Below are 17,236 nucleotides of genomic sequence, written 5' to 3' on the forward strand. Positions count from 1 at the left end.
CACTTCGCGATCAAAAAATGAGTTGCGGCACGGCATGCAGACGCATGCCGCTCGCCGCGACCGTCACGTCACCACACGACCGGGCAGCGCGCCGACCACGCCGCGCATGACGTCGTGCCGCACACGACGCATGCCGTGCCGCAGCAAAGTGCACAGCATCGGAGTCGCCATTTGGCAAGCGCGTTAACAACTTGTTTCGGAATAGCCGGAACCGTGCTCGCCCGATGCAATCTCACTGTTACGCAGTCCTGCTGCGCATCCCACTCAATCAATCACGACTCGAGGGAGATAACGTGAACGCGAAATACTTACCGCTCATCGCATTGACCGTGGCATTTTCTGCTCATGCAGCCGATTCTGCCCTCCAAAACGTGGGACAAAGCCAGAAACCCGCCGACCAGGTCGCGCAGTGCATCGCGAAGACCTGGGCCGACAAGTCACAGCAACAAGTGACGTCGCAGTATGAACTCGCGAACGGCCTCGCCATGGCCGTGTATGCGCCGGGCCAGCAGCCGCCGAATGGCGCTGCCGCCATCGTGCGCCCGGCCAACGCCGCCAATGCGAAGACCTGGGTGGGTTTCCGCGGCGGCGATGCATCGTCGGCCGGCGACATCAACGCCTGCCTGTAAAGAGAACAGGCGCTCCGGAAGGCCTTGCGCCCTCCGCTTGCGACAAGCCCCGCTTCGGCGGGGCTTTTCTTTTGCTGCGCGGGTGGTGTTACAGGTAGCTGCAGACGTAATCGAGCGTCTCGAGCACCTCGATGTCGAAGCGGCTCTTGCCCGGCACCGAGAACGATTCGCCCGCGCCGTAGGTCTGCCATTCGCTGCTGCCGTCGAGCTTCACGCGGCACTTGCCGGCCTGCACTTCCATCAATTCGGGTGCGTCCGTGCCAAAGTTGAGCGCGCACGGCAGGATCACGCCGAGCGTCTTGCGCGTGCCGTCCGGGAAGAGCACGGTATGCGACACGCACTTGCCGTCGAAATAGACGTTCGCGCGCTTGACGACCGATACGTTGTCGAATTGGGTTGCACTGGTCATGAAATGCCTCTGATTGCTGGATGCCGGATGGCGATGTTGTTGGAGGCCGGCCGGAGCGGCGGGCCGGCCGCTATGATACCGGCTCGCGCGGCAAGCGCCGGAATGGCGCGACCGCTGCGCGAGCCGCGTGCCAGTCAAACGACGGCAATGCCGCACGGGAAATCGTCAGGATGACGATGTATTGAAGGTCGCCGACCGCGGCACCGGTTCACCCCAGCCCCTTGCGCCGCGTGGAATCGCGCAGGCAGTCGAGCAGCATCGCCGCGGCCGGCGTCAGCGGGCTGTCGCGACGCGTGATCACCTGCACCGAGACACCCGGCAAGCGCTCGCGGATCGGCAGCACCGCGAGCTGGTCGCGCGCCCACTCGCCTTGCAGCAGTTGCTCGGGCATCGACGCGATCAGGTCGCAGCCGGTCATCAGACTGTGCGCGAGCCCGAAGCTCGGGCATTCGACGACGCGTGCCGGCACCGGCAGCCCGTAGGCGACGAACGAATTGAACAGCACCTGTGTCGAGCTTTCCGGCGACGGGTTCATCAGCCAGTCGGCCTCGACGAGATCGGCGAGCGACGTGGCCGACGCAAGCGGATGCCCCTTGCGGGCGACGATCAGCGACCGGCTCGAATAGAGTTCGGCGTGATCGAATTCGGCTGCCAGCAGTTCGGGCACGACGACGGCCACCGCGAAATCGAGCGAGCCATCGTGCAGGCGCGGCAGTGCGACGCCCGGAAACCCTTCGATCAGGTTGACGCGCGCCACCGGGAAGCGGCGCCGGAATGCGCGGAACGCATCGGGCAGGATCGTCACCGCGGCGGCCGGCGTGATCGCCGCCGCGACGGAGCCCGTCATTGCGCCCTGTGCCTGCTCGATGTCGTCGCGGGCGCGCTGCATTTCGGCGACGATCAGCCGCGCGCGCACCTGCAACTGCTGGCCGAACGCGGTGAGCTGCACGCCGCGCGCGGTGCGCACGACGAGCGACACGCCAAGCGCGATCTCCAGTTCCTTGACCGCCTTCGTCAGCGCCGCAGGCGACACGTTCAGGCGCCGCGCGGCCGCGCGAATGCTCCCCTCTTCCGCGACGGTGACGAACGCTTTCAGCTGATGGTATTTCATGGCGGCGACGCGTGATCCGTGGAAACCCTGTGCTGCGCGGCACACGCCGGCTCAGGGTATTCCCGAGCGGCAACCGGTGGTGAGCACCAAAGCAATTTATCAGCTTCTGGTACACAAAAGAAATTTATATGCTTGCTCGTCATATGTGCGCCAAACGCCCCACCTGCCCCACAGGAGACACCATGCTGCAAGCCGTGAACCCCGTCATCCCCGGTATCGCCGCGATCGCACCCGAGCTTGTCGAAGTGCGCCGCCGCATCCACGCTCACCCCGAGCTCGCATTCGAGGAAACGCTCACGAGCGATCTCGTCGCCGAGCTGCTCACCGGCTGGGGTTATGAAGTGCATCGCGGCATCGGCAAGACGGGAGTGGTCGGCGTGCTGCGCGAAGGGCAAGGCACGCGCACGGTCGGACTGCGCGCCGACATGGATGCACTGCCGCTCGCGGAAACCACGGGCCTGCCGTACGCAAGCCGCCACGCGAACAAGATGCATGCATGCGGCCACGACGGCCACACCGCAATGCTGCTGTGCGCAGCGCGCCACCTCGCAGCCACGCGCCAGTTCTCCGGCACGCTGAACCTGATCTTCCAGCCGGCCGAGGAAAACTTCGGCGGCGCGAAGGCGATGATGGACGACGGCCTGTTCGACCGCTTCCCGTGCGACGCGATCTTCGCGATCCACAACATGCCGGGCCGCGCGGCCGGCGACATGGCCTTCCGCACCGGCGCCGCGATGGCCTCGGCCGACCGCGTGACGATCACGCTGCGCGGTGTCGGCGGCCACGGCGCGATGCCGCATTTCGCGCGCGATCCGATGTCGGCCGCGGGCAGCATCATGGTTGCGCTGCAGACGATCGTCGCGCGCGAGGTCGATGCGCAGCACGCGGCCGTGATCACGGTCGGCAGCGTGCAGGCCGGCGAGACGTTCAACATCATTCCCGAAACCGTCACGATGAAACTGTCGGTGCGTGCGCTGAACGCCGACGTGCGCGCGCTGCTCGCGCGCCGCATCGAAGCGCTTGTGAAAGGCCAGGCGGAAAGCTTCGGCGTCACGGCGGAAGTCGACTACGACTACGGCTACCCGGTGCTCGTCAATCATGCGGAGCCGACCGCGTTCGCGGCCGACATCGCGCGCCAGATGCTCGGCGCCGAACGCGTCGAAACCGACGCCGCGCCGCTGATGGGCAGCGAGGATTTCGCGTTCATGCTCGAAGCGCGCCCCGGCTGCTACGCGTTCATCGGCAACGGGATCGGCAGCAAGGGCGGCTGCATGGTGCACAACCCCGGCTACGACTTCAACGACGACATCCTCGCGATCGGCGCGAGCTACTGGGTTCGCGTCGCCGAAGCCTGGCTCGCGGCCTGACGGCCCTTCATCCCATCGTTTCGCGCCCAACCGGGGAGCCCCACATGGAAACGTCCGCCCTTTCGTTCGCCGGCACGCCGGTCGATGCACGCGCCGCCGCGAAGAAACGCCGGCTGATCGCCGCCGCCGCCGTCGGCAACGCGCTCGAGTTCTACGACTTCACGGTCTACAGCTTCTTCGCGATCCTGATCGGCAAGCTGTTCTTTCCCGTGCATTCGCCGTTCGGGCAATTGATGCTCGCGGTTGCGAGCTTCGGCGTCGGCTTCGTCACGCGACCGCTCGGCGGGCTCGTGATCGGCATGTATGCCGACCGCGCCGGCCGCAAGAAGGCGATGATCCTCACGCTGCTGCTGATGGCGCTCGGCACCGCGATGATCGCGGTCGCGCCGACCTTCGCGCAGATCGGCCTCGCCGCACCGCTGCTGCTCGTGCTCGCGCGCCTGCTGCAGGGGTTCGCGTCGGGCGGCGAAGTGGGCGCGTCGACGACGCTGCTGCTCGAACAGGCGCCGCAGCATCGGCGCGGCTTCTACGCGTCGTTCCAGTTCTCGAGCCAGGGGCTCGCCGCGCTCGCCGGCGCGCTGACCGGCGTCGCGCTGACGTCGACACTGAACGCCGCGCAGCTGGAAAGCTGGGGCTGGCGCGTGCCGTTCATCATCGGCACGCTGTTCGTGCCGATCGGCTACTGGCTGCGCCGCACCGTCGAGGAAGTGCCGGCCGCCGCGCCTGCCGCCACGCACGACGAGCCGGTCGCATCGCTGCCGCTCGCCGACGTGCTGCGCCATCACGGCAAGGCCGTGTTCGCAGGCCTCGGCGTGACGATCGGCGGCACGTCGATCCACTACATCATCGTGTTCTACATGGCGATCTACGGCGTGCAGGTGCTGCACCTGCCGACGTGGCTGTCGATGACGGCCGGCTGCGTCGCCGGTGCGATCCTGATGCTCGTGACGCCGATCGGCGGCCACCTGTCCGACGTCTACGGGCGCAACCGGATCGTCTGGTGGACGCGTATCGTGCTGATGGCCTCGATCTATCCGGCATTCGTCGCGCTGAACCGCTGGCCGGGCGCCGCATCGCTGCTGTCGATCATCGCTGCACTGTCGATCGTGCATGCGATCAACATCGGCGCGACGGGTGCGATGCTCGGCGAACTGTTCCCGCGTGCGGTACGCGCCACCGGCGGCGCGCTCGTGTACAGCATCGGCGTCGCGATCTTCGGCGGCTTCGCACAGTTCTTCGTCACGTGGCTGATCGCGGCGACCGGCAATCCGAACGCGCCCGCGTGGTACGCGATCGGTTGCGGTGCGATGACGCTGCTCGCCGTGCGCTGCATGGATGAAAAGGCCGGGAAGGCACTCGACTGACCGGTGGCCGATGCGGCCGCGTGCCGCAAACGAAAAAAGGCACGGGTTCGACGACCCGTGCCTTTTGCGTGTCTGGCGTTGCGCCGCTCAGAACGTATGCATCATCCCGACATACGCCCCCGTCTGCGACTCGCCCGTCATCGGGCTCGTCCCCGACGTCGCGTCGCGCGGTGTCGCGAGCAGCGAGAAGTTCGAGTTGCCGCCGTTGCGCACATACGCGACCGTACCGTACAGGAACGTGCGCTTCGACAGGTTGTACGTGGTGCCGAGCACGTACATCATCGCGTGGCCCGACGGATCGTGCGACGCATCGCCGCCGCCGTCGCCCACCTTCACGTAGTAACCGCCGCCCGTCACCGCCCATTGCGGTGTCGCCGAATAGGTCGCGCCGAGCCAGTAGTGATCGGCGCGATCGGCCACGCCGGCCGGGCTGTCCGGCGCCTGGTAGTGCGTATACGCGCCCTGGATCTTGAACTTCGACACCTTCACGTTCGCACCGACGAAGTACTCGCGCGACGCGGTGAAGATATTGCTGAACTTGCCGTTGTTGTCGCGCAGTTCGTCGTAGATGCCGCGCACGTCGAGCAACGGCGAGTGGTACGAGATCATGATCCCGTCCGAGCGGCCGAAGTCGTCGGCCGCGCCGTAGTTGAAGCCGCGTGATTGATTGCCGAACGCATATTGCGCCTGCACGTCGAAGCCGCCGATCACCGGGCTGTGATACTCGATGTTGTTGCTGGTCTGCTGCCAGTTGCGGCCGCGCACGAGCGATGCCGACGAAAACGCCTGCTGCACGAACGGGTCGAATTCCCACACGCCGTCGCTGTCGATGAACAGGTTGCGGCCGGCCTGCAGTTGGCCCCACGTGTTGCTCTTCAGCCCGACGTATGCACGCCGCGACCACATGCGGCCGCCGCCCGTCTGGCCGTTCATCACCTGGAATGCGGTTTCCAGGTTGAAGACCGTCGACAGCCCGCCGCCGAGATCCTCGATGCCCTTCAACCCGAACATGCTGGTGCCCCAGTCGCCGCTTTCGGCGCTCCAGCGGGTCCCGCTGCCGCCGTTCGGCTTCGCGATGTGGTTCAGGTATTCGATGCCGCCGTCGACGCGGCCGTACAGCGTCACGCTCGTCTGTGCAAAAGCGGCCGCCGGTGTGGCAGCCGCGATCAGCCATGCGAAATGTTTGAGTCGCAAAATGATGCCCCCTCGGAGTCTCGACCTTCCAGCGCGCGCCCCATGCGCGCGCCCCGGGTCTGTTTATCCGCGATCGATCGAATAACGTCCGGGGCCCGCCGCGCAAAGCGCGAGCAGACCGCCGGCGATCGCGATGTTCTTGTAGAAATGAATCATGTTGTTGATCTGCTCGCCGCCCGTCATCGTCCAGTAGTGGTGGCCGATGATGCCGGTGCCGATCGTATAGAGCGCCAGCAGCAGCGCAAGCGCCCGCGTCTGGAAGCCGACCAGGATCGCGATTCCGACGAACAGCTCCATCACGACGGAGATCGCGGCGGAAATGATCGGCGCGGGCGCGCCTTCGGAACCCATGAACGCGATGGTCCCGGGGAAGTCGACGATCTTCTTCCAGCCAAACATGATGAACAGGATCACGAGCAGGATCCGGGCAAGCAGCAGCAGCACATCGCGCTGGGACGCGAGAAACGGTTGATTCGGTGTCATGGTGTCGATCAACGAAAACGATGCGCGTCGCTGGAACAGCCCCGGCGCACCGGATTGCGAATGAACCAGGACGGGCGACCACCTGCGCCGCCCGCCCCGCTCTGCAACAACCGGCATCGGGCAACAACCCGATGTGCTGTGCTCCTCCTCTTGTCAGTTATCGCCCTGCTTCGTCACGCGCCGCATCAACGCAGCTTCGCGACGTCCTGCTCGGTCACCTTCGCGGCCGGATTGCCGAACTGCCCGGTCAGGTAGTTCGTCAGCGCGGCGATCTGCGCATCCGACAGCTCGTGGCGGAACGCCGGCATCCCGACGTCCTCGCTGCCGGCCTTGCGTTCCACGCCGTTCAGGATCACCTGCACGAGGTTGGTCGGATTCGGCGCGCCGACCGTCGAGTTGTGGAACAGCGGCGGGTAATAGCCGTCCGGCGTGCCCTTGCCCTGCATCTGGTGGCAGGTCGCGCAGTTGCCGAGATAGAGCCGTGCCGGATCGATGCCGGACGACGCGAGCGCGACGCCGCGCAGCGTCAGGCCATCTTCGGCCGGCTTGCCCCACGACGAGCGCGATTGCTTCGCGTCGCCGCTGGCGACGGCCGGCACCGTGCGAATGTACGTCGAGATCGCGCCGATGTCGGCTTCCGTCATCTTCGAGAAGCTGTGCTCGACCGCCTCGGCCATCGGGCCGGCCGCCTGCGCGAGACCCGGCACGCTGCCGGTGCGCAGGTACTGGACGAGTTGCTGTTGCGTCCAGCCGCCGATCCCCGCGTTCGCGTCGGACGTGATGTTGTAGCCGTCCCAGCCCGCGAGCACCGAACCCGACAGGAAGCCGCCGCCCGTCTCGTCGAGCGACTTCTCCTGCATCGCGATGCCGCGCGGCGTGTGGCACGTGCTGCAGTGAGCGAGACCCTGGACGAGATACGCGCCGCGGTTCCACTCGGCGCTCTGCGCCGGCTTCGGCTCGTATGCGCCGTCCTTCAGGAACAGCCAGTTCCAGATCTTCAGCGGCCAGCGCATGCTCAGCAGCGCGGGGATCTCGTTCTTCGGCGGCGCCTGCTTGACCGGCTCGACGCCGTGCATGAAGTACGCGTACAGCGCCTGCACGTCGTCGTCGTTGATCTTCGCGTACGACACGTACGGCATCGCCGGATACAGGTTGTCGCCGTTCTTCGACACCCCGTGGCGCACCGCGCGCTCGAAGTCCTCGGCCGACCAGTTGCCGATGCCCGTCTCGGGATCGGGCGTGATGTTGCTCGTGTAGATCTTGCCGAGCATCGGGATCGGCATGCCGAGGCCGCCCGCGAACGGCTTGCCGCCCTTCGCGGTGTGGCACGCCATGCAGTCGCCCGCGACCGCGAGATATTCGCCGCGCTTGACCAGCGCCGGATCGGCCGCATCGGCCGCGCGTACGAGACCCGGCAGCGCAAGGCAGCCGGCGAGGAGGAAGGTGAGAGTAGATTTCCGCACGGTCAGACTTCCTTCTTCAGCGTGTCCGACATCCGCAGCGCAAGCGCCGCGATCGTCAGCGTCACGTTCACCGTACCGACGGTCGGCATCGTCGAGCTGCTCGAGATGAACAGGTTCGGATGGTCGAACGTGCGGCAGTCCTTGTCGACGACCGAGTCGCGTGCATCCGCGCCCATGATCGTCGCGCCCGTGATGTGGTTGTTCGGCGCGAACTCGTCGTTGAAAACGACTTCGGTGCCGCCCAGCACCTTCGCGGCCGTCGCGTAGACCTCGCGCGTGTGCACGGCGCCGCGCTTCACGTAATCGTCGATCGCATACGTGATCTCGGGGCGCGGGATGCCGACCGCGTCGGTGGCCGTCTTGCTCGGCACGATGCGGTTCTCGGGTTGCGGCAGGATTTCGTGGAAGCAGTCGAACTGCACGAAGCGCGCGGAACGGTCGCGGATCTGCGCGTCGAGCTCCTCGGGCTTCATCAGCTTGCCGCCCTTGAAGATCTTCTGCGTTTCCTGGTTGATGCGCGACATGTTCGACAGGTGGATCTTCTTCGCGGCTTCGTTCGCGCGGAACGGGCCGTCGCGGAAGCCGATCAGCGACGTCATCTCCTGCGGGCCGCGGCCCGGCCACAGCTTCTCGTTCGCGTAGAACGACACGCCGGTGCCCGGGTGGTCCATCAGGTTGCGGCCGACCATGTCCGAGCTGTTCGCGACACCGTTCGGGAAATCGCGGTTCGCGGACATCAGCAGGATCTTCGGGGTCTCGATGCCGTTCGCGGCAATCACGAAGTACTTGCCTTCGACGCGGTGGTCGGCGCCCGTCTTGTCCTTGTAGACCGCGGCGGTGATGCGCTTGTCCGGCCCGGTCTCGAGCTTGTAGACGACCGCGCTGTCGATCAGCTTCGCGCCGGCCTGCTCGGCCTTCTCGACGTGCACGATGCCGTTGTACATCGCGCCGATCGGGCAGATCGGCATGCAGTTGTTGTTCCCGCAACAAGTCGGCCGGCCGTCGTACGGGCGGCTGTTGCGCGCGACCGGCTCGGTCACCACGTGGAACTTCGGGTCATAGCCGTTGAGCGCGCTCTTGATCGTCTGCTCGTTGAACGACAACGGCAGCGGCGGCATCGGGTACGGCTCCTTGCGCGGCGAGTACAGGTCTTCCTCGGGGCCCGGGCCCCACACGCCGAGTTCCTCTTCCGCGCGCTGGTAGTAATGCTCGATGTCGTCGTACTGGATCGGCCAGTCGCGGCCGACGCCGTACACCGTCTTCATCTTGAAGTCGTTCGGGATGAAGCGCCATGCCGACGCGGCCCAGTGCCACGTCGTGCCGCCCACCGCACGGATGTACTGCGAGTTGAACTTGTGCTCGCCCTTCAGGATCAGGTAGTCGTTCGGCGGGCCGTATTCCGGATGCGGCGCCCACGCGCTCGACGGGTACGGTGCCATGAAATCGGTCTTGTCGACCTGGTTGCGGAAGCGTTCGACGATTTCCCAGCGCGGCATGCGCGGGCCGGCTTCCAGCAGGATCACGGACTTGCCCGCCATCGCGAGCTGGTGTGCAACGATCGCGCCTGCGACACCCGACCCGACGACGACGACGTCGGCCTTTTGCGTATCGGTATCGGCCATCAGGCTTGCCTCTCGATCGGTTTTTCGGCCCAGAAGCCGGGTTTGTTGGGGCAATACGACGGGATCACGAGCGTATCGGATACGACGCTGAACATTAATGCTTCTTCGTAGGTAATCACGACGTTGTCGACGATGCCGAGATACCACGCTTCAAGAATCTTCAGCGCGAGTGCTTCCTGATCGGGATTCAGCGAACCGGACGCGAGTGCGCCGGCGAGTTGCGGCAGGCTGTCGGCCGTCTTGAACGAGCCCTTCTGCAAGGCCTGCAGGAAGCGCTGGCCGAGCACGCGGCTCAACCCCTTCTTGCCTGTCAATGCTTCGGAGAGCGTCATGAACGTATCGAGCGGCGCGGTGCCGGGATCGTCGGCCAGGGCCCGCAACGCCAGCGAGCCGGTGAGGCCCGCCGCCGTCAGCGCCAGTGCGCCCTGCAGCCATTGACGCCGTGTGATGCCTGTTACGGCTGCGTCGCCAGTGCGACGCGAGTGGGGAGTGTTGTCGTTGTGCATGTTTCCTTCTCTCGAACACCGGATTCGGGAAAACCACGCTTGATATTTCTCAAACATTGGCGCGGACCTGAAATGTACGCGCACAAATCGGATCGAACAATCTTTTTATAGTCCATTAAATGTTCCGCAATCCGAGACAATCGACATTTCGCTGCATTTTTGTGTCGTCGACGCGACAAATCTGCGGTACGCACACCAGTGTCGCACGTCGACGACACACTGTGCGGTGCGATGCGCGCGCATGTCGGTCGGTTAGAATCGCGTGCAATCAAACAGAAAGCTTCCCTCCGAGGGCAATCGAGCGATGAAGCAGCACGACAAACAGAACAAAGCAACGCGAACCAACCACACCACCCGGCTGCTCTGGCGCATCGGCGCCGTCGCGGCGCTCGGCGGCGCCACGGCACTGTCGCTGCATGCGGGCGCGGCGCGCACGGTGAGCGTATCGCCGCAAGGCACCGTCACCGAAGTCCGGCAGAGCGTCGTCAAGTTCGACGAACCGATCGTCGCATTCGGCTCGGCGTCCGCGCCGAATCCCGCGCGCGTCACCTGCAACGACTCCACGGCCGCGCGCGGCCAGGGTCACTGGCTCGACGACAAGACCTGGGTTTACGATTTCGAAAACGACCTGCCGCCCGGCGTGCGCTGCTCGGTTGCGCTCAACGACACGTTGCGCTCGGTCGCCGGCAATGCGGCCAGCGGCCCGCGCCGCTTCACGTTCCAGACGGGCGGCCCGTTCCCGGTGAACGTGCGCCCCGGCTCGCGCGAGATCGAGGAACGGCAGATGTTCGTGCTGAAGCTGAACGGCCCGGCCGAACCGCGTTCGGCGCTCGCAAACATCTGGTGCGAAGCAGCCGGCATCGGCAACCGCATCCCCGTCACGGCCGCCGACGACGATGCGCGCAACGCCCTGCTCGATCACTTCGGTCTGAAGAAGGATGCCGCGCGCGTGCTGACGCTGTCGTGCGCGCAAGCGCTGCCGGCCAGCGCCAAGATGCAGCTCGTGTACGGCAAGGGCGTCACGAGCCCGAGCGGTATCCCGAACGAAACGGAACGACGCTTCGATTTCACCGTGCGCGCCCCGTTCGCCGCGAGCTTCTCGTGCGAACGCGAGAACGCGAAGGCGCCCTGCACGCCGCTGCGCCCGCTCACGCTGTCGTTCAACGCGCCGATCTCGCGCAAGAACGCCGAGGCGATCAAGCTGCGCGGCCCTGACGGAACGCTCGCGCCGACCTTCGCGGCCGACGACAAGAGCGAGGAAGTCACCACCGTCACGTTCAACCCGCCGCTGCCCGAACAGGCCGGCCTGACGATCGAATTGCCGTCGGGCCTGCGCGACGTGACCGACCGCTCGCTGTCCAACGCCGACCTGTTCCCGCTCGCGACGCGCACCGCGCCGATGCCGCCGCTCGCGAAATTCTCGTCGGGCACCTTCGGGATCGTCGAGCGCTTCGCGGAACCCGATTCGCCCGCGCTCGTGCCCGTCACGCTGCGCAACGTCGAAGCCGACCTGCATATCGACGGCCTCAACACCCAGGGCGCGCAGTTCTCGAACCTGAAGGTCGACGACGACACCGCCATCCGCCAGTGGATGCGCACGGTCGACCGCTTCGACAACTGGTCGATGACGGCCGGCTCGATCGACAGCCAGATTCCCGGCCTGCTCGAACGCAAGGGCCAGCATCCCGTGTACGTGCCGCGCGAGGCCGGCGAAAAAGCGCCCGCGCCGAAGGATCGCCGCATCGACGTGCGCTCGCTGACGCTGCTCAAGGGCCAGCCCGGCGTGCAGGCACTGACGCTGCCGAAGGCGGACCCGAAGGCGCTGCGCCCGTTCGAAGTCGTCGGCGTGCCGATCGACAAGCCCGGCTTCTACGTGCTCGAACTCGCGTCGCCCGCGCTCGGCCGCTCGCTGCTCGCGAAGCCGTCGAGCATGTACGTGCGCACCACCGTGCTCGTCACCAACCTCGCCGTGCATCTGAAACAGGGCCGCGAAAACAACCTCGTGTGGGTCACGACGCTCGACAAGGGCAAGCCCGTGCCGAACGCGCAGATCCGCGTGTCGGACTGCAACGGCGACGAGATCGCATCCGGCAAGACCGATGCACAGGGCCTGCTGAAGATCGACGGCGCGTTCGAATCGAAACGCGCCTGCAGTTCGTCCGATTCGGAGCAACGCTTCGACGACTACTTCGTGTCGGCCCGCGTGAACGATCCGAAGACGGGCCCCGACATGGCGTTCGTCAGCTCGGGCTGGAACCGCGGAATCGAATCGTGGCGCTTCAACGTGCCGACCGACACCGACAGCGCGCGAACCGTGCGCGCGCATACGGTCTTCGACCGCACGTTGCTGCGCGCGGGCGAAACCGTGTCGATGAAGCATTTCATCCGTGCCGAGACGCTGCAGAGCCTCGCGTTCCCGTCGCAATACCCGACGCGCGTGACGATCCGCCATCTCGGCACCGGCCAGACCTACAAGCTGCCGCTCACGTGGGCAGCCGACCACAGCGCGGACACGCAGTTCACGCTGCCGGCCGCCGCGAAGCTCGGCGAATACAGTGTCGAGCTCGAAGGCGGCCCGGAAGATGCACCGACCGCCACCTATTACAGCGGCAGCTTCCGCGTCGAGGCGTTCCGCCTGCCGGTGCTGAAGGGGTCGATCGGCGCGCGCGACGCGCAGAAGAGCCCGCTCGTCGCCGTGAAGGAAGCGCCGCTCGCGGTGCAGATCGACTACGTGTCGGGCGGCGGCGCATCGAACCTGCCCGTGCAGGTGTCGGCGCTGATGAAGTGGGCCTCGCCGCCGTTCGCGGATCGCTTCGAGGATTTCAGCTTCACGCCGTATCGTCCCGAAGCGAGCGACGGCAATGCCGACGACGATTCGCAGGACGGCGACAACGCATCGGCGTCGAACAACGATCCCGACGCGACGAAGCTGATCGCCGACAAGCTGCCGCTGACGCTCGACCGCAACGGTGCGGGTTCGGTCACGCTCAAGGGCCTGCCCGACGTCGACGCACCGAAGCGCATCGCGCTCGAAGCGACGTTCGCCGACCCGAACGGCGAAGTGCAGACGATTCGCGGCGACACGATCCTGTGGCCGGCCGCGGTGGTGGCCGGCATCAAGGCAGGCCGCTGGGTATCGGTCGGCCAGCGCGTGCCCGTGCAGGCACTGGCGGTCGACCTGCAAGGCAAGCCGCGTGCATCCGTGCCGATCGAGATCAAGGGCGTTGCGCACATCACGACGTCGTCGCGCAAGCGGATGGTCGGCGGCTTCTATGCGTACGACAACAAGAGCGACACGCGCGACCTCGGCGTGCTGTGCTCGGGCAAGACCGACGACAAGGGCCGCATGGCCTGCGACGCGACGCTCGAACAGGCCGGCAACGTGCAGCTGATCGCGGTGGCCAAGGACGGCGACGGCCGCACGTCGAATGCCGCGACGTCGGTGTGGGTCACGCGCGAAGACGAACTCTGGTTCGGCGGCGACAACACCGACCGGATCGACGTGATCCCGGAGAAAACCTCCTACGAACCCGGCGAAACCGCCCGCTTCCAGGTGCGCATGCCGTTCCGCTACGCAACCGCGCTGGTCGCGGTTGAACGCGGCGGCGTGATGGAAACGCACATCGTCGAGCTGAACGGCAAGAATCCGACGGTCGACCTGAAGGTCGGCGAATCGTGGGGGCCGAACGTCTACGTGTCGGTGCTCGCGCTGCGCGGCCGGATTCGCGAGGTGCCGTGGTACTCGTTCTTCACGTGGGGCTGGAAGGCACCGGTCGAATGGGCGCGCGCGTTCTGGCGCGAAGGCCGTCACTACGAAGCGCCAACCGCGTTCGTCGACCTGTCGAAACCCGCGTTCCGCTACGGGCTCGGCGAAATCAAGGTCGGTACGGGCGTGCACCGTCTCGGCGTGACCGTGACGACCGACGCGACGCGCTACACGGTGCGCAGCAAGGCGCAGGCGCACGTGAAGGTCACGCTGCCGAACGGCCAGCCCGCGCCGGCCGGCACGCAGATCGCGGTCGCGGCCGTCGACGAGGCGCTGCTCGAATTGATGCCGAACAACAGCTGGGACCTGCTCGACGCGATGCTGCGGAGACGCGCGTACGGCGTCGAGACGGCTACCGCGCAGATGGAAATCGTGGGCCGCCGCCACTTCGGCCGCAAGGCCGTGCCGGCCGGCGGCGGTGGCGGCAGCGCGCCGACGCGCGAGTTGTTCGACACGCTGCTGCTGTGGAATCCGCGCGTGACGCTGGATGCGAACGGCAGCGCGACCGTCGAAGTGCCGCTGAACGACGCGCTCACGCGCTTCCGGATCGTCGCGATCGCGGCAGTCGGCGCCGACCGTTTCGGCACCGGCAGCACGTCGATCCGCAGCACGCAGGATCTGCAGTTGATCTCCGGCCTGCCGCCGCTCGTGCGCGAAGGCGACGCGTTCCGCGCACAGGTCACGCTGCGCAACACGACCGACCGCGCGATGCAGGTGGTCGTGACGCCGCGCGTGACGGGCCTCGACGTTGCGCCGCAAACCGTTTCGCTTGCAGCGAATACGGCGACCGAAGTCGCGTGGACGATCACCGTGCCCGAGCAGGCGCTCGACGCGGCTGGTGCGCTGAACTGGCGCATCGAAGCGGCCGAGCAAGGCGGCAAGCGTGCATCCGACGCGCTGGCGGTCGCGCAGAAGGTCGTGCTCGCGCTGCCGGTCACGGTACAACAGGCGACGCTCGCGCAAGTCGACGGCACGCTGACGGTGCCGATCGCCTCCCCGGCCGGCGCCGCGAACAACACGCAAGGCCTGCCGCGCGGCGGCATCGCGGTGTCGCTGCAGTCGAAGCTGGCCGACGGGTTGCCCGGTGTAAAACGCTGGTTCGAACGCTATCCGTACCGCTGCCTCGAACAGCAGACGTCGCGCGCGATCGGTCTGCGTGACCCCGCGCAATGGCAGGCGCTGATCGCACGGATGCCCGTCTATCTCGACAGCGACGGGCTCGCGAGCTACTTCCCGCCGTCGTCCGACGATTCGCATGCCGGCAGCGCGACGCTGTCGTCTTACCTGCTCGTAGTGTCCGACGAGGCAAGCCGTCTCGACCCGCGCTTCGCGCTGCCGGAAGACCTGCGTACGCAGCTCGAGGCCGGGCTCGCGCGCTTTGTCGACGGCCGCCTCGAGCGCAACACGTGGGCGCCGCGCCAGGATCGCGACCTGCGCAAGCTCGCCGCCATCGAAGCGCTGTCGCGCTACGGCGCCGCGCAGGGCCGCATGCTCGGCTCGATCGAGATCGCGCCGAACCAGTGGCCGACTTCCGCCGTGATCGACTATCACGCGATCCTGACGCGCGTGAAGGACATCCCGCAACGCGACGAGAAGCGCGCGCAGGTCGAACAGATCCTGCGGGCGCGCCTCACGTACCAGGGCACGCAGCTCGTGTTCTCGACCGCGCGCGACGACGACCTGTGGTGGCTGATGACCAGCAACGAGACCAACGCGGCACGTCTCGCGCTGGAATTCGCGGGCGACCCGGCATGGAAGGACGAGATGCCTCGCGTGACGGCCGGCCTGCTTGCATTGCAGCGCCAGGGTGCATGGCAGACCACGACGTCGAACGCGCTCGGCCTGCTCGCGGTCGAGCGCTTCTCGCGCACCTACGAGAGCACGCCGGTAGCCGGCGCGACGAAGGTCGCGCTCGGCGGCGACGAACGCACGATCTCGTGGTCGCAGGGAGCGGCACCGGCACCCGCATCCGTCGACACGCCGGCGTCGGCTACCCCGGCTACCCGCGCCGCCGCGGCCCGCAGCGTGATGCTGCCGTGGCCGCGCGCGTCGCAGGCGCCGGCCACGCTGTCCGTCACGCAGGACGGCACGGGCCGCCCGTGGGCCACGATCGAAAGCCTCGCGGCCGTGCCGCTGCGTTCGCCGTTCGCGGCCGGCTACCGGATCACCAAGACCGTCACACCGGTATCGCCCGCCGTCAAGGGCGTGCTGACGCGCGGCGACGTCGTGCGCGTGCATCTCGACATCGATGCGCAGAGCGACATGACGTGGGTCGTCGTCAACGATCCGGTTCCGGCCGGTTCGACGATCCTCGGTTCGGGCCTCGGCCGCGACTCCGAAGCCGCGACGCAGGGCGAGAAGACGCCGGACGGCGCATGGCCGGCGTTCATCGAGCGCGACTTCGACGGCTACCGCGCGTACTACGACTATCTGCCGAAGGGCAAATTCTCGGTCGAGTACACGGTGCGGCTGAACAACGTCGGCACGTTCGGGCTGCCGCCGACGCGTGTCGAGGCGCTGTACGCGCCGTCCGTGTACGGCCTGTGGCCGAACCCGCCGATGACCGTGAAGCCGGCCGAAGCGGGCAAGTAACGAGACCTTGATGATCGATCTGGCATTGCCGCGGCCGGCGCGTTTCGCCGGCCGCGTATTCGTGGCCATCGTGCTGGCGGCGCCGCTCGTCGCGCATGCGCTGCCGAGCTACGACGAAGTGCGCCGCAACTGGCGCAGCTCCGACTGGGTGCTGCTCGCGCGCGACGGCACGCCGCTGCAGCGTACGCGCGTCGACCTCACCGAACGGCGCGGCGACTGGGTGTCGCTTGCCGACGTATCGCCCGCGTTTCGCGAGGCGATCGTCGTGTCGGAAGACAAGCGCTTTTATGAACACAGCGGCGTCGACTGGCGCGGCATCGCCGGCGCCGCGTGGGGCAACCTGTGGAACGAGCGCACGCGCGGCGCGTCGACCGTCACGATGCAGCTCGCCGGGCTGCTCAGCGATTCGCCGCGACGGTCGGGCCAGCGCTCGCTGCCGCAAAAGGCGACGCAGGCGGTCAACGCGCTGCTGCTCGAACGCGGCTGGCGCAAGGACCAGGTGCTCGAGGCGTACCTGAACCTCGTGCCGTTCCGCGGCGAGACGATCGGCCTCGCCGCGCTGTCGCAGGTGCTGTTCGGCAAGGCGCCGTCGGGCCTCGACGCGCGCGAAGCCGCGATCGCGGCCGCGCTCGTGCGCGCGCCCAATGCAACGCCCGCGAAAGTCGCCGAGCGCGCGTGCCGGATCCCGCGCGACATGCCTGCAGACCGGAAGAGCGCAGTGTAGGGACAA

General features: G+C 67.0%; 11 protein-coding genes and 1 pseudogene. 5 read left to right on the forward strand and 7 right to left on the reverse strand.

Features of this window, described 5'->3' with window-relative positions:
* The first annotated feature begins 293 nt into the window (after positions 1–293).
* Positions 294–629, forward strand: coding sequence for a hypothetical protein (locus G3O00_RS14915; RefSeq protein ID WP_081436670.1), 336 nt, complete (start codon positions 294–296; stop codon positions 627–629).
* Between the two features lie 88 nt (positions 630–717).
* Here G3O00_RS14915 and G3O00_RS14920 read toward each other — a convergent pair whose 3' ends face one another.
* Together G3O00_RS14920 and G3O00_RS14925 are read right to left on the reverse strand one after the other, a co-directional pair.
* Positions 718–1,038: a pyrimidine/purine nucleoside phosphorylase gene (locus G3O00_RS14920; protein WP_006478890.1), complete on the reverse strand. Its 321-nt coding sequence runs from the start codon at positions 1,036–1,038 to the stop codon at positions 718–720.
* A 208-nt stretch (positions 1,039–1,246) separates the two neighbouring features.
* Positions 1,247–2,149, reverse strand: a complete 903-nt coding sequence (locus tag G3O00_RS14925) for a LysR substrate-binding domain-containing protein (RefSeq protein ID WP_206143436.1) — start codon at positions 2,147–2,149, stop codon at positions 1,247–1,249.
* A 182-nt stretch (positions 2,150–2,331) separates the two neighbouring features.
* On the opposite strand from G3O00_RS14925, the gene G3O00_RS14930 reads away from it, so the two are divergent.
* Entirely contained in the window at positions 2,332–3,516 is a 1,185-nt protein-coding gene (locus G3O00_RS14930) for a M20 aminoacylase family protein (RefSeq protein ID WP_206143437.1), read from the forward strand.
* A 44-nt stretch (positions 3,517–3,560) separates the two neighbouring features.
* On the forward strand, positions 3,561–4,880 hold the full coding sequence (locus G3O00_RS14935; protein WP_206143438.1) for an MFS transporter: 1,320 nt from the start codon (positions 3,561–3,563) through the stop codon (positions 4,878–4,880).
* A gap of 87 nt (positions 4,881–4,967) precedes the next feature.
* On the opposite strand, the gene G3O00_RS14940 is transcribed toward G3O00_RS14935, so the two are convergent.
* The 5 genes from G3O00_RS14940 to G3O00_RS14960 form a co-directional block, all read right to left on the reverse strand.
* Entirely contained in the window at positions 4,968–6,074 is a 1,107-nt protein-coding gene (locus G3O00_RS14940) for a porin (protein ID WP_011354901.1), read from the reverse strand.
* A 63-nt stretch (positions 6,075–6,137) separates the two neighbouring features.
* Positions 6,138–6,557: a DoxX family protein gene (locus G3O00_RS14945; protein WP_241025150.1), complete on the reverse strand. Its 420-nt coding sequence runs from the start codon at positions 6,555–6,557 to the stop codon at positions 6,138–6,140.
* A 185-nt stretch (positions 6,558–6,742) separates the two neighbouring features.
* Positions 6,743–8,020, reverse strand: a complete 1,278-nt coding sequence (locus G3O00_RS14950; protein WP_011354899.1) for a cytochrome c — start codon at positions 8,018–8,020, stop codon at positions 6,743–6,745.
* 2 nt (positions 8,021–8,022) lie between these two features.
* A complete protein-coding gene (locus tag G3O00_RS14955; protein ID WP_174937398.1) occupies positions 8,023–9,642 on the reverse strand; it encodes a GMC family oxidoreductase in 1,620 nt (539 codons plus the stop codon).
* Entirely contained in the window at positions 9,642–10,148 is a 507-nt protein-coding gene (locus G3O00_RS14960) for a sugar dehydrogenase complex small subunit (protein ID WP_041493268.1), read from the reverse strand. The genes G3O00_RS14955 and G3O00_RS14960 overlap by 1 nt, the downstream gene beginning before the upstream one ends.
* A gap of 304 nt (positions 10,149–10,452) precedes the next feature.
* Here G3O00_RS14960 and G3O00_RS14965 point away from each other — a divergent pair, with 304 nt between their 5' ends.
* Positions 10,453–16,506 carry an MG2 domain-containing protein gene (locus G3O00_RS14965; RefSeq protein WP_206143440.1) on the forward strand — a complete coding sequence of 2,018 codons (6,054 nt, stop codon included), beginning with the start codon at positions 10,453–10,455 and terminating at the stop codon, positions 16,504–16,506.
* A 10-nt stretch (positions 16,507–16,516) separates the two neighbouring features.
* Positions 16,517–17,215 (forward strand): annotated as a pseudogene (locus tag G3O00_RS14970) (biosynthetic peptidoglycan transglycosylase); the annotation flags it as partial.
* Positions 17,216–17,236: the final 21 nt, after the last annotated feature.

This window comes from Burkholderia sp. Ac-20384 (genome assembly GCF_017104605.1).
GTDB lineage: Bacteria > Pseudomonadota > Gammaproteobacteria > Burkholderiales > Burkholderiaceae > Burkholderia > Burkholderia lata.